Raw genomic sequence first — 11,638 nt, forward strand, 5'->3', positions numbered from 1 at the left:
TAATGGCAGATAAAGTTTTTGCTGTTCATGAAGGTTGCAGATGGGAGGGTGGCTCTACAGTAGCCATTTCTAAAAGTTATAATGGGGCTAGAATTGAAGCCGAAAAAAGAGTAAAATTTAACCAAGATGAAAACGATGAGATGAATAAATTAGGTGAAGAAAGTGAGGAGCCAACCTTTGGCAGTTGGAAGGAAGAAAGAAAAGACTATTGGTCTGATGGGGTCAATATTATTACCATAAATGAGTTTAATCTTCTGCCTTAATGCCCACCATCGAAGAACAATTTGAACGCGAACACCTTCGCAACTTAGGAACCTACCAGCAACAGGTAGAGCAGGATTACCTGGATGCCATTACCGAAATATTCCAGGTAGTAGCCATTACCACCTTTGCCGCCGATGTGTTCCAACTAAATAACTATCCCGTGCTCAAATCCAGTATTAGTGCCATCTTACAGCGGTGGCGGGATAAGATATACAGCCGCATTACGCAGGGCATAGTCAACGAATATGGTTTAAGCAGCCGTAAGGCCGGGGCAACTATTGAAACCGCCTACGGTCAAGTAAACCCGGTAATTCGCGAACGTTTCACCGCCCCGGGCAACCCCACCGCTTTTATTGAACGCCATGTACGCCGGCTGACCTTATCGGATAGGGTTTGGAAATTACACCGCCAGTTTTACAGCGAAATAGAAAAGAACCTGTTTGCCGGCATTGCCGAAGGGAAATCAGCGCAGCAAATGGCCCGCGATATGAAGCGTTTTCTAAAAGAGCCGGACCAGTTGTTCCGGCGGGTGCGGGATGCAGAAGGACGATTGGTGTTATCGGAAACGGCTAAGAAGTTCCAGCCTGGCCAGGGTGTTTATCGCAGTAGTTTTAAAAATGCTTTAAGATTAACTGCCCACGAAACCAACCGGGCTTATAGAACCGCAGACCACGAAAGATGGAAGAATACGCCATTTGTTTTAGGGGTAGAGGTAAAACTTTCCCGTTCCCATCCGACTTACGACATGTGCGACTTGTTAGTAGGCCCTTACCCGCCCGATTACAAACATACGGGTTTTCATATTCGCTGTTTATGTTATTCGGTACCAATTTTGCCAACTGTCGAACAGTTTAAGGGGTACCAGCAGGCAATATTGGAAGACAAGGAAGCAGAGTTTAGATTTGACAAAATAAAAGAGGTGCCCGCATCGGCCAAGCAATGGGTATTAGATAACGCTGAAAAGATGGAAAACTGGAAAGCAAAGCCTTTGTTTATACAAGACAATCCTAAATATATTCAGCGTGTTTTAGCAAAATAAGCGTATATTTATATAGCCATAACCTGCACACATGGAACTTGAACCCGCCGGATTGATAAAATTTATCCCTATTATAAACGTTACTCAAGAGCAGCGAAACGAATTGTTTGAAGAGATTTTCTCCAATGTAATAACGATACCTCAGTATGTTTGTGAATTTGAATTACAAGTTCAATTTATAAATTTGCATGGGGAACGGGTTTATTGTACAACTTATACCACCAGGTCTAGCGACAATGACCTAGAGCAAGCCATAAGAAAGGCAATTAAAATCTTATTCGCCGGAGATATGGATTATATCCAAAGAAAAATAGATGTAAGCCTTACCAAATGTGGATTCGACAAAGAAAACGTAACCTATCAGGTAGTAGCTGACCATTTACCAGAAAAGGTTGCAGACCTCGTCAAACAGGAGTATGCCGCCTCTAAGGCTAAATTTAAGTTTTTACCGCAATAGAATATATTCGTTTAAAATCCTGCAAGATGATAGATACAGTTCATGAATTTTACATAGGGCCAAAAAATTCTGTGTTAGAAGCTACTCCAGAAATCTTACAAGCTGTTTTTGGGGGAACTTATGATAAAGAAAAAGGCGTGTATACTTTTCCTATTCAAGAATATCAGCAAGAAAAGGTTTGGAAGGTAAACGTAACGGAAGAAAACAACCTTGTTTTTGAACACCCTAATGGCACGAGCTTTACATTGCTACCTTATGGTTTATTAACTAACAGAAGCTTGCTCCTTACTGTTTTACATGGCAAAACAGTAAAGTTAATAAAACCAGAAGTAGATATAAACCAAGGCGTAATAATCTTTGAAAAAGTAGAATTTTAATCCTGCAAGATAAATAATGCTGGTTTAGCCTCCCTTTTAATCAAATAATTCCGGATAACCCGCATCTGCTGCCCGCTGCCGGCATTGTTCCATACCTTGCTTAGCTTCGGCTATTTTGGTTTTACAGGCCTCAAGCTGCCGCTTTAGCTCGAAAAATTCAGAAGTGGCAGTCTTTTTACGGTGGGAGAAAAGCTTAAAATCCATTTCAATCAGCTTAACGGCGGCGGGTGTTTCTTCTAATTGTTCCATTAATTAATTCTTTGATTGCTGCATATTAAAAAAAGGTTTGCAAAATTACCTTTTTAAAGTTCTCTAGCTTAAAATTATTGAGGTTCATCCTATATTCAGTTGACCCACTCTCCAATAGCACCTTTTTGCCTTGCATAATCTCAATTTCACACACAGTTCTAATTGATTCGCCAACGGTGCTATTGTCAGCGATAGGTGTTAGGGTTATAACGGTATTATACTCTATTTCTGGAGCATGACCATCAACTGGAATGGTAAAACGAAAGTTGTTTAGCTGCATATAAATATTGTTTAAGGTTATTATTAAATAGGGCGGGGCCAGTCTACCACCAGTGCAATACACATTTGCTACTAATGCCCGGCCCTCTTACGTGCTGTGCTGCTCGCTCCTATAAAGGTTGTTTGTCTTGTAGTTCTGAGGCGTTTTTAATCCGTTCAATGTACCCCAATATCCCTTTTATTGTATTTTGGTTTCTTGGGTGGTCGTAATCTCTTTGCAGGGCTGGGTCTAATTGGTGGTTGTAGCCCTCACGAATTGCCCACCGATAGCCTAGTAATAAATCACTGGTGAGCAAATGCCTGTCAGCTTTAACCTTATCCGACTTTTCAAGTGCCGCAGCCATATACCAATCATAAGCCGCCTTTTCATAAACGTGTGGCTTAGGTAGTTTGAAGGTTATAGTTTCTTCAGTCGTGAATCTCTCTTTGCGTTCACGTTTATAAACATCATTTTCTTTTACTAAATACATATTTTACAGGCTTTAGGAGTTAAAACCATATTAATATTTCCGCCTTCTATTTCCCTTGCCATAATTCCGATAACTGCGTTTTTCATGCACCCAGGCGGATAGATATAGCACCGCGATAGCAATAGGCACCCAGAGTATATCGACCAGGTTAAATTCGTTATTTGTGAGGAGTTGCCACATAGGGAATTTATCTTTTGATTGAAAAACGGGCATCTGTGTAATCGTACCCCAATTCATGTAGTTTGTTTAACATTTCTCGCATTGAGGTATTGACAATTTCTAATGCTTGCCTTTCAATGTCTTGCCCGGGCAATTTTTCCCCAAACTCTAATTTGTGAGTTGATTCCGACGTAAAGTAAGCGTATCCCTTCTTAGGTTTTTTGGTCTTATAAGTAAGCCTCATGAGCCGGTGTTTAATTAATTCTATCTACTAATACAAATCCCATATACCGCAGGGTAATTATAATTTATCCTGCTGAAACCCAATAACCAAAGAATACCTGTCTTGCTCAAACCGGTAAGCTAAGTGTCCAGACGGCAGTATAAAAAGGCTGTTATCCATTTATTCGGTTTAACTGCTGTTCTCTTATTTTAAGACCTTCGTTTATTTCTTCAACCTCAATATATCGCTTTTCGAGCATATAAATGAGGTTGTCGGCTAATAACCAGGGCAGTGTATCATTAAACATGTCATAGAGTAAATTTCCATCTAAATCCATGTACCAAACACGATAGGTCCGGCCTCCCTTTTCTCCGAAAGGACGAAGATGAAACCGATAAACACCAGCAAGCCGCCCAGGTGTTAAAGCAAAAAGTTCTGCTACAGTGAGAGCCGGACAAGCGCTATCTGACTGCGCCTTATTTTCTATTTGCCAAACGCCAGAATCAGTAGCACCCTTGACTTTGTAGTTCCACTGATTAAAGTAAAAATAGCTTTCAGCTTTAAGGCCCAATTCATGTAGCTTTTTTGCTTGTTCAAGGGAGCAAACCTGTTCGTCTAGTTTCATATATTCTCAAATTTACAATATCCAAGCCGTTAAACCCGCTCTGTGGCGGGCGTTGTTAGGTAGGGGTAGTTAAAGGTTAAAATAATATCTTAAAGCCTGATACAGGTCTATTTTTAGGTGGTAGGCATTAATAATAACAAAGGCCGCAAAAGCCAAACCAATAATGGAGTTCACCCAATGTAAAACGGTGTAAGCGAAACTGAAACGAGTTATGCGGGACAGTGGCGCTATTACTATAAAGTTAAACGCAATCTTAAAAGCAAACGCCAGCCAATTAAAAGTTAAAAGTCCCACAAACGGCCATAGAAAGAAAGGTAATTTTATGAAGAATTTATAAATCTCATTTTTAAATTCTTTGCTGTTTTGTTCCCAAGGCAAACCTTTTTCTTTTTTAAATAATTCATGCCTCTTTTTAACGGATGCCACCTTGTCTTTCGGGCCTAATATCCAGGTCATTTCATATAGCATATACAGAATGCCCAAAAAATAAAATAAGTGCTTCATCTGATTTGAGATTTTTTACGTAAATGTAACTATAAACAGTTACAAAACAAATTAATTTACGTATATTTGTAACTACATACGGTTACAAAGTGTAGCTTTGGGAATGGACTTACCGGAAATCGCAATCAAAATTAAAAACGCACGTAAGAGCGTAGGTTTAACCCAAAAGCAACTAGCAGACAGAATGGGCCTTACTAGAGAGTTTTATGCTCGATGGGAGGGGAAAAAAAGCAATCCTACTTATAATACCCTTAAGGATATAGCTGAAGCATTGGGTAAAATTTATGATAATGATTTTAAAGATAAGCCATGAAGCAAATAAATATTTACGCATTAATCAATCCTTTAAATGGCCAGGTGTTTTATGTTGGCGCAACAAGCCAGAAATTAACAACTAGGCTTTCTTGTCACATAACCGATAGTAGACACGGGGTAAGGCCAACAAAAAAGGAACAGGTTATAATGGATTTAATTGGACGAGGTGTAAGCCCTGAAATATTTGAATTGGATAAGGTAAACATTCAAGAAGCATCGTTTTTTGAACGGTTTTATATAGACCTGTTCCTATCTTTTGGCTTTAATCTCTTTCAAAATCACTCATCCGTTTATAGTATTAGGAAGAAAGCTTCAAACTGTAAGAATATTCCGGCGCCAGTTATGGAAGATGGCCGCGTTTCTTGTGGGAACAGCTATAAAGAATTCGGTTCCGCCATATTGAGACTAAGGCTTACATCAGGCTTAACGCAAAAAGAAGCTGCTGAAAAAATAGGTGTGCAGCGTTCGGCTTATACTAAATGGGAGGCTGGAACAGAAAATATTTCACTTGATACCTGCAATAAAATTGCAGAAGCTTTTGGGGCCGAATATGTAGGCGATTTTAAATTTAAAGAAGATAACCTATGAAAAATATACACGAAGAAGGCTGGAACAAATTCAGCGAAGGCCAAATTCCGTATGTTGGCCGGTTTATCCTGGTAAAGAAACACAGTTCCAACTGGCCTTACGAAGTTAAGATGTATGCCGCCTATAATGCAGAAGGAATACAGCAAGAGTTCGACCACTGGAAGTATTGTGATTAACTAATTACCGCTAACGCTAACCCTTCAAGCCACTCTATCCGGGTGGCTTTTTCATTTTCTATACTTTCTCCTTGCTACTTTTCTTTGCCCTGTAATCCCTAGCACCCCGCTAGAGGTAATGCGAATATAGTTAAATACCTTTAAGTCTAAATATTAAACGACTTAAAAGCACATGGCTGTAGAAAAAGAAAAGGTAATTGCCCGATTTAGAACTGGCAAGTTCAAAATTGCGCCGATTTCCAACCAACGTTTAGAAGCAATGGCCACTAAACTAGCTACACGGATTCCTGATGATGCTGATGATGAAGTGATTGATTCCCATCTTGATGACCTGAACGACCTTTTACCGGGCGGCTTTTTGGAGGTTTATAAAACCGAACAAAGACAGGACAATGAGAAAAAGAAAGCAAAATCACCTTTGCCGGAGCCTCAAAATCCAAACCCCAATCCCGAACCAGAAAAAAAACCGGACGATGAAATGCCAGCATGGTTTAAGCCTTACGCTCAAAAGCTGGAAGCTGTCGAGAAAAAAGAACAGCTTCAAACCAAACAGCAAATAGCCGAAGGTCTTTTGCCTGACTTGCCTAAAGGTTACCGCTCACTTGCTTTAGCATCTATGCCGGATAATCCGGAAGAACATGCTGCCTGGGCAGAAGGGGTAAAACAGCAACATACAGCTGACCAGCAGGCCGAGGCCAATAGCAATCGGGGGTTTGGAGTGCCGCCTATGCCCGCTAAGTCGAATGGTTCTAAAGAGGCCCCGAAGGAAGTAGTAGAGGCCCGAGCAAAAAGATTAATGCAAAAATCCTAAACAAATAAAATGGCAACAGTCAACCTTAATAATGAAGGAGTTTCTGTGCAATATGGTAAAGCGGGCCTTATTGTCCGCGATAACCAGCGCAGCATTCCCGGCGGAAAGTCGTTGGATGTTACTGGCTTTACTCCTACGGTTATCCCGGAGGGCCACGTAATTATCCGCGAAACCACCACCGGCGAATTTAAGCCAATGCCCGTAACGGGGTCCGCTTATGCCTCTTTACCCGCCGGGCACACCTATGCGGGCATCAACGTAGCTGAAATTCTTACCGCTAAACCCTTTGCCGGTATCTCTTATGAGTGTACCGTTAACCGGGTTGCTTCGGTATATCCTACCGCCCCCATTGAGGCTGCTATTAAGGCAGCTCTTCCTAATATTCACTTTTTAGAAGACTAAGAACATGGCAAACAGCCCTTATATTGAATGGGTGGAGAAAGAGTTCCGCCCCCTAGCCATGACCACCGTTCAGCTTTTGAACGGACAGGAAGGCCCACAGGCTTATTTGCATACGCGGGAATTAACACCTGTATACTCCGTTACTGGCAAATGGGAAAACACATCTTTTTCTAATACTGCAGTAATGGCCGATGTGGTGGCAATGGATTCAGAATTACCCATTAAAAGCCGCCCATCTTTGGGTTCTGCTACCGGGGATATTCCGAAACTCGGTATGCTCATGCAGTTAAACGAAAACCAGTTAACCAGATTGGATAATTTGGTTAAACTTGGCCGGTTGGAAACTGCTGTAGATATGTTCTTTAACGATACCAACCGGGTTATTACCGGTATTTTCGAGCGTAACGAATACCTCTATCAGTATGGATTATCTACTGGAATTGCATTGGTTACTGATGCAGATAATACCGGCACAGGAGTTCGTTTGAATTTCGGTTATCCAGAAGAAAACAAATTTGGCGTAGATACTTTATGGTCAGACCCAACTTCAAAGCCCTTTGATGATATACAACGGGTTCTGGATAAGGCCCAGGAAAATGGCAACGTGATAAGCACCGTACGTTTAGACCGTGCCACGCTGGAAAACATTGCCAAAACTGACCAGGCTAAAGAGTTATTCGCCTTCCAATCGAATTTCGTGGGCAGCAACATTCCTACTCCGGGAACTGACCAGCTAAACGCAATGGTAAACCGCCGGTACGGTTTCACTTTTGAAATTATGAACCGGTCTTGCCGCTTTGAGAAGAACGGCAACCAAACAACGGTTAAACCCTGGAAAGCGGGCAACGTGGTTTTCTTAACCCAGACAGCCAACGTTGGAGATTTGGTTTATGCCGACCTAGCGGAACAAAACCCAGCCCGGCAGGCTCTTTCCAATGCCACCTATGTAGAGCCAACGCCTTACATCCTGGTATCGAAAGAGACCCTAACCAATCCATCTGTTTCGGAACAAACCAAAGGGCAGGCCCGCGTGTTCCCCGTGATTAATAACGTGAACAGCATTTATCTTTTAGAATCCACTGTTTTAGAAGCATAGACATGGCGAATCAGAGAATAGTAGAAAAACCAGCCGATAATCCGGTAAATGCAACCGTAAAGGCCGCTGTTCCGGCGAAAAAAGAAAAGCCTGCCACCTATGAGGTGCTAAGGTCTTTCCGCAACGCTGAAACCAAAATTATGCAGGAGCCAGGCAACGAAATCACGGTAAGCAATCCGGAAAGATTTAAAAGCCTTGTAAAGAAAGGCATTATCGCGGCTTCGGAAGAAGATGCGCCGGCGGAAGATACTGGAACTAACGAACCAGCAGCCTAATGACCATCCAGGAAGCCATACTTTCTACCTTATCGCGCTTAGGTATAGAAGAAGCAGCCATTACCCGCGCCCTGATTGATGCAAACCTGAACGGTGCCGACGATTATTCCGCCGAAACCCAAAAGGCCGTACTCCAGGCGGAATATGATTTGCTGTCCGGCGTTTACGTCGAATCTATTTCCCAGGCAGGTTATACGATTAAGTATAACCGCGAAGGTATCAAAGCAAGGCTTCAAGTATTGGCCACCAAGCTAGGCCTGGACGTTCCCGGCGAGAACCCGCAACCAACTGTTCGTTCCGTTTCGCATTACTGGTAATGATAAAGCAATATCCGCACTTAATGGTGTTTACACAGCCAGGTTCTACGGTAGAGCAGGATGCCGCAGGGCACGATGTGGTGGTGCCGGGTGCGGATACTTTACCGATTCAGCAGGAATGCCGGGCGGAAGCAGCCGGCAGCGGTCGCGAGGGGAATGTGATAAAAAGCACGGACGGCCAGAACCTGTATTTCGGCTGGATAGTGTACACCCCGGCCAGCTTTAGAGGCCTGCCTTTTGGCACTTCGGTAACGGTGTACCAGGACGGCGACAAGGTACGCGCCACGGGCACGGTAAAGCAATGCGACGCATCGGATTTTCATACCCGGATATGGCTGTAAAACCCCAATTTAACGACAGGCTCGTACGGCGGGTGCTCCAGGAGCAGGCCGCCCAATTGGGTAAAGCTATTACCCGGACCTACCAATACGTGGGGGAATCCTTTGTGCGCAATGCCCGCGAAAACGGCGACTACAACGACATTACCGGTAACCTGCGGGCCTCTATTGGTTTCGGGGTGTTTTACAACGGTGAAGAAGTCGTAAGCGGCGGTTTTGAAGGTTCCGCTATAGGTGCCGCTACCGGCAGGTCTTATATGCTCAGCCTGGCTACGCGCCACAACAAAGGCTACGCGCTGATTGTGGTGGCCGGCATGGAGTACGGGGCAGCGGTGGAAAGCCGGGGCCGCGATGTGTTGACCGGTTCGGGCATAACGGCCCGGAACGAGCTGGAAAGTTTGTTGGAAGGCATACGGAAATAGCATGACCTCTTTAGAAGCAGTAGATATCGTTTACCAGCATTTAAAGAACAGTGTTCTTTTTACCAGCCCCAATAAGCCCAATGGTGAGCTAAAATGGGAGCAGCGCGCACAAGGGTCGAATAAAGAAGATGTTGTCATTAATGGCCTTGGCTTAAACCATCTCGCGGTTCAGGAAGGGGTTATAAATGTAAATGTCTTTGTGCCAAATCTGGAAATACCACAGCCAGATGGGGCAATAGACCGCAGTCGGCCAAATACAAAACGCTTATTAGAATTAAGCAAGCTAGCCGAACAGGCAATGCAGGAAGTTTGGCACCCTTCGGGAGAGGGTTTTTTTGAAATCCAACAGGATAGAAGCCTGTCCGATGAGAACAGCCAAAGCTGGTACCAATACTTTCGGCTAGTATTCAAAAACATAAATATTAGATAAAGAAAACATTCATAATTAAAATAATACTATCATGCCAGAAGTAACCTTTGGACTATCAAAACTTTTAACCGGCGTACCCGCAGGCGATGGGGGTATGTCTACCGTCTTGGCTGAACAGTTCGGCTATACCGTTCCGGATTCATTTTCTATTACAACTGAAGATGGCACCGTAACCGAACTTTTTGTAGAGGAATTTGATACCGCAGTGGTTTCCCAGAATACTGCCGGGGCCAAGCGGGTGACATGGGAAAGCCGTAACGTTGCCCCAGAATCTCTATTGGCCGCCTTTGGTGGAACTGTAACAGGAACCGGCGCTACTAAGAAGTGGAATTCCCCGGCAAACATTCAGGCGCTTATTTTATCGGTACGTGCAGAAACCAAAAACAACCAATATTATGCAATGGCAAAGGTTTCTGTTATGCCAGCTTTGAATATTGCTATTAACAAAACTGATACGGCCCGGATTCGCTTTGTAGGCAGTATTTTAGTTCCGGATAAATCAGGCGTTTCCCCAATTGAAAGAGGCTACCTATCTTAACTAAAGGGAGGGTATTAACTCTCCCGATTCTTTAATATGTAAATAAAAAAAAGATGAATAAAGTAGAAATTAAATTAAATGAGGATTTAATGCTGAAAGACGGGAATGCCATAATTACCGGCAAAAAAGGCGAAACAATCCAGGTGACTGAATCTATTGCTAAATGGGAAACCGACGCTGGCCGGGCCACTTACGCAAAAAAAAACGAGGAAGACCAAAAAAAGTAGTTCCTCCTGTATAAACACAATTAAAGGCCCGGAGTGATTCGGGCCTTTTTACTAAACCCATACCTGCAACATGGAAAATGAAATATTGCAACAGGCGGTAGATACTTTAATCCAAACGCCTTATTACCAGTTCAGCGTAACGCCCCATCCTCGCACCTGGTACGCTAAGTTACTGGCAAAATATAAAATTCGGACACCTAAGCCCAAAACCTATACCCTACAACATTTAACCGGCGGCAATGCTTACCGAGTAACGAAAAAGATTCTGGAAATACCAGAGGCCGCTATCCGGGAGGGGAATAATGCCGTGCTGCGCGATATGTATAGCCTCTTTGTAAACCATCTGGACAAAGTGGCTTATATCGTGGCTGTGGGCATTGTCAACAGCCGGGAGGAGCCGCCGCAAAGCCTGATTGATGCTTTAATGTGGGAAGTGCCGGAAGAGCAACTGCGGACGGCTGCCTTACAGATGGTAAAACATTTTAACATTGGTTCTTTTACGAATACTATTGTCTTAATCGCGGGAATGGACCTGATAACACCGGCGAAGGAAAAGACAAGCCCACAAGTCCCTGGGGCCTCCTCGGCGGGGTAATTAAATACTTTCGGTTTACGATGGATTATTGCCTGTGGGGTATAAGCTGGAAGAACTTAAATATGTTACTAGCCACTATCCCGGAAACCCCTAAGCCGGAAGAAAATAGTGACAAAACGGGGAAAAAAGATGCCCCACAAATTGAAGTTATTAACGGCGATGAATTAAGCGACGATGCTTTAGATGCGCTTTTAGGAATTTAGGTAAAATCAGGAGCCCAACTAACTGTTGCCACTCCCATTTCTATTCCTTCAGGGGTGCGCCCGAAGGCAGTAGCTTCAACGGTGTAGCCCTGTCGGACAAGTTCGTTTAATATCGCTTTGTTAGGCCAGGGAGAAAACTCCAGACTAAGCAGACCTTTATTTGCTGCAGTTTTTATTTCTTCGTAATAGGGCCCAATGTCTTGCAACAGGATGGGATTCGCCAACTCAAAAGCCTCTTTAGCTGTCATATCGCTTGTCT

General features: G+C 43.4%; 25 protein-coding genes. 19 read left to right on the plus strand and 6 right to left on the minus strand.

Features of this window, described 5'->3' with window-relative positions; genetic code table 11:
* Positions 1–2 precede the first annotated feature (2 nt).
* Genes ACO1R6_RS16160 through ACO1R6_RS16175 form a run of 4 tightly spaced genes read left to right on the plus strand, consistent with a single transcriptional unit; the run spans position 3 to position 2,137 of the window.
* Positions 3–263: a hypothetical protein gene (locus ACO1R6_RS16160; RefSeq protein WP_486266005.1), complete on the plus strand. Its 261-nt coding sequence runs from the start codon at positions 3–5 to the stop codon at positions 261–263.
* Complete coding sequence (locus tag ACO1R6_RS16165) at positions 263–1,303, plus strand: hypothetical protein (protein ID WP_486266006.1); 1,041 nt, start codon at positions 263–265, stop codon at positions 1,301–1,303. Before ACO1R6_RS16160 ends, ACO1R6_RS16165 begins: the two co-directional genes overlap by 1 nt.
* Before the next feature lie 31 nt (positions 1,304–1,334).
* Positions 1,335–1,760, plus strand: coding sequence for a hypothetical protein (locus ACO1R6_RS16170; RefSeq protein WP_486266007.1), 426 nt, complete (start codon positions 1,335–1,337; stop codon positions 1,758–1,760).
* Between the two features lie 26 nt (positions 1,761–1,786).
* Positions 1,787–2,137, plus strand: coding sequence for a hypothetical protein (locus ACO1R6_RS16175; RefSeq protein WP_486266009.1), 351 nt, complete (start codon positions 1,787–1,789; stop codon positions 2,135–2,137).
* Between the two features lie 36 nt (positions 2,138–2,173).
* Here ACO1R6_RS16175 and ACO1R6_RS16180 read toward each other — a convergent pair whose 3' ends face one another.
* From ACO1R6_RS16180 to ACO1R6_RS16200, 5 genes are all read right to left on the minus strand, one after another.
* Positions 2,174–2,386, minus strand: a complete 213-nt coding sequence (locus ACO1R6_RS16180) for a hypothetical protein (RefSeq protein WP_486266010.1) — start codon at positions 2,384–2,386, stop codon at positions 2,174–2,176.
* 25 nt (positions 2,387–2,411) lie between these two features.
* Entirely contained in the window at positions 2,412–2,666 is a 255-nt protein-coding gene (locus ACO1R6_RS16185) for a hypothetical protein (RefSeq protein WP_486266011.1), read from the minus strand.
* Between the two features lie 109 nt (positions 2,667–2,775).
* Entirely contained in the window at positions 2,776–3,135 is a 360-nt protein-coding gene (locus tag ACO1R6_RS16190) for a hypothetical protein (protein WP_486266012.1), read from the minus strand.
* Between the two features lie 554 nt (positions 3,136–3,689).
* Entirely contained in the window at positions 3,690–4,142 is a 453-nt protein-coding gene (locus ACO1R6_RS16195; RefSeq protein ID WP_486266013.1) for a hypothetical protein, read from the minus strand.
* A gap of 69 nt (positions 4,143–4,211) precedes the next feature.
* Entirely contained in the window at positions 4,212–4,646 is a 435-nt protein-coding gene (locus ACO1R6_RS16200; RefSeq protein ID WP_486266014.1) for a hypothetical protein, read from the minus strand.
* A 103-nt stretch (positions 4,647–4,749) separates the two neighbouring features.
* On the opposite strand from ACO1R6_RS16200, the gene ACO1R6_RS16205 reads away from it, so the two are divergent.
* The 15 genes from ACO1R6_RS16205 (at position 4,750) to ACO1R6_RS16275 (ending at position 11,379) form a co-directional block, all read left to right on the plus strand.
* On the plus strand, positions 4,750–4,959 hold the full coding sequence (locus ACO1R6_RS16205; RefSeq protein ID WP_486266015.1) for a helix-turn-helix domain-containing protein: 210 nt from the start codon (positions 4,750–4,752) through the stop codon (positions 4,957–4,959).
* Entirely contained in the window at positions 4,956–5,549 is a 594-nt protein-coding gene (locus ACO1R6_RS16210) for a helix-turn-helix domain-containing protein (protein ID WP_486266016.1), read from the plus strand. Before ACO1R6_RS16205 ends, ACO1R6_RS16210 begins: the two co-directional genes overlap by 4 nt.
* Entirely contained in the window at positions 5,546–5,725 is a 180-nt protein-coding gene (locus ACO1R6_RS16215; protein WP_486266017.1) for a hypothetical protein, read from the plus strand. Before ACO1R6_RS16210 ends, ACO1R6_RS16215 begins: the two co-directional genes overlap by 4 nt.
* A gap of 172 nt (positions 5,726–5,897) precedes the next feature.
* Positions 5,898–6,536: a hypothetical protein gene (locus ACO1R6_RS16220; protein WP_486266019.1), complete on the plus strand. Its 639-nt coding sequence runs from the start codon at positions 5,898–5,900 to the stop codon at positions 6,534–6,536.
* A gap of 9 nt (positions 6,537–6,545) precedes the next feature.
* Positions 6,546–6,938 carry a hypothetical protein gene (locus ACO1R6_RS16225; RefSeq protein ID WP_486266020.1) on the plus strand — a complete coding sequence of 131 codons (393 nt, stop codon included), beginning with the start codon at positions 6,546–6,548 and terminating at the stop codon, positions 6,936–6,938.
* Between the two features lie 4 nt (positions 6,939–6,942).
* The gene (locus tag ACO1R6_RS16230; RefSeq protein WP_486266021.1) at positions 6,943–8,034 is read left to right on the plus strand and encodes a major capsid protein; all 1,092 of its coding nucleotides are present in this window, start codon (positions 6,943–6,945) and stop codon (positions 8,032–8,034) included.
* 2 nt (positions 8,035–8,036) lie between these two features.
* Positions 8,037–8,309, plus strand: a complete 273-nt coding sequence (locus ACO1R6_RS16235) for a hypothetical protein (protein WP_486266022.1) — start codon at positions 8,037–8,039, stop codon at positions 8,307–8,309.
* Complete coding sequence (locus ACO1R6_RS16240) at positions 8,309–8,626, plus strand: DUF6706 family protein (RefSeq protein ID WP_486266023.1); 318 nt, start codon at positions 8,309–8,311, stop codon at positions 8,624–8,626. Before ACO1R6_RS16235 ends, ACO1R6_RS16240 begins: the two co-directional genes overlap by 1 nt.
* Positions 8,627–8,649: 23 nt before the next feature.
* Positions 8,650–8,967, plus strand: a complete 318-nt coding sequence (locus ACO1R6_RS16245; protein WP_486266024.1) for a hypothetical protein — start codon at positions 8,650–8,652, stop codon at positions 8,965–8,967.
* A complete protein-coding gene (locus ACO1R6_RS16250; RefSeq protein WP_486266025.1) occupies positions 8,958–9,386 on the plus strand; it encodes a hypothetical protein in 429 nt (142 codons plus the stop codon). Before ACO1R6_RS16245 ends, ACO1R6_RS16250 begins: the two co-directional genes overlap by 10 nt.
* A gap of 1 nt (position 9,387) precedes the next feature.
* Complete coding sequence (locus ACO1R6_RS16255) at positions 9,388–9,816, plus strand: hypothetical protein (protein WP_486266026.1); 429 nt, start codon at positions 9,388–9,390, stop codon at positions 9,814–9,816.
* Between the two features lie 31 nt (positions 9,817–9,847).
* Positions 9,848–10,354 (plus strand): hypothetical protein, encoded by a 507-nt coding sequence (locus ACO1R6_RS16260; RefSeq protein WP_486266028.1) that lies wholly within the window; start codon positions 9,848–9,850, stop codon positions 10,352–10,354.
* Between the two features lie 53 nt (positions 10,355–10,407).
* Positions 10,408–10,581 (plus strand): hypothetical protein, encoded by a 174-nt coding sequence (locus tag ACO1R6_RS16265; protein WP_486266029.1) that lies wholly within the window; start codon positions 10,408–10,410, stop codon positions 10,579–10,581.
* A gap of 70 nt (positions 10,582–10,651) precedes the next feature.
* Positions 10,652–11,176, plus strand: coding sequence for a hypothetical protein (locus tag ACO1R6_RS16270; protein WP_486266030.1), 525 nt, complete (start codon positions 10,652–10,654; stop codon positions 11,174–11,176).
* A 62-nt stretch (positions 11,177–11,238) separates the two neighbouring features.
* Entirely contained in the window at positions 11,239–11,379 is a 141-nt protein-coding gene (locus ACO1R6_RS16275) for a hypothetical protein (protein ID WP_486266032.1), read from the plus strand.
* On the opposite strand, the gene ACO1R6_RS16280 is transcribed toward ACO1R6_RS16275, so the two are convergent.
* Complete coding sequence (locus tag ACO1R6_RS16280) at positions 11,376–11,627, minus strand: hypothetical protein (RefSeq protein WP_486266033.1); 252 nt, start codon at positions 11,625–11,627, stop codon at positions 11,376–11,378. The two genes, ACO1R6_RS16275 and ACO1R6_RS16280, sit on opposite strands and share 4 nt — an antisense overlap.
* Between the last annotated feature and the right edge of the window lie 11 nt (positions 11,628–11,638).

Source organism: Adhaeribacter sp., assembly GCF_057359045.1.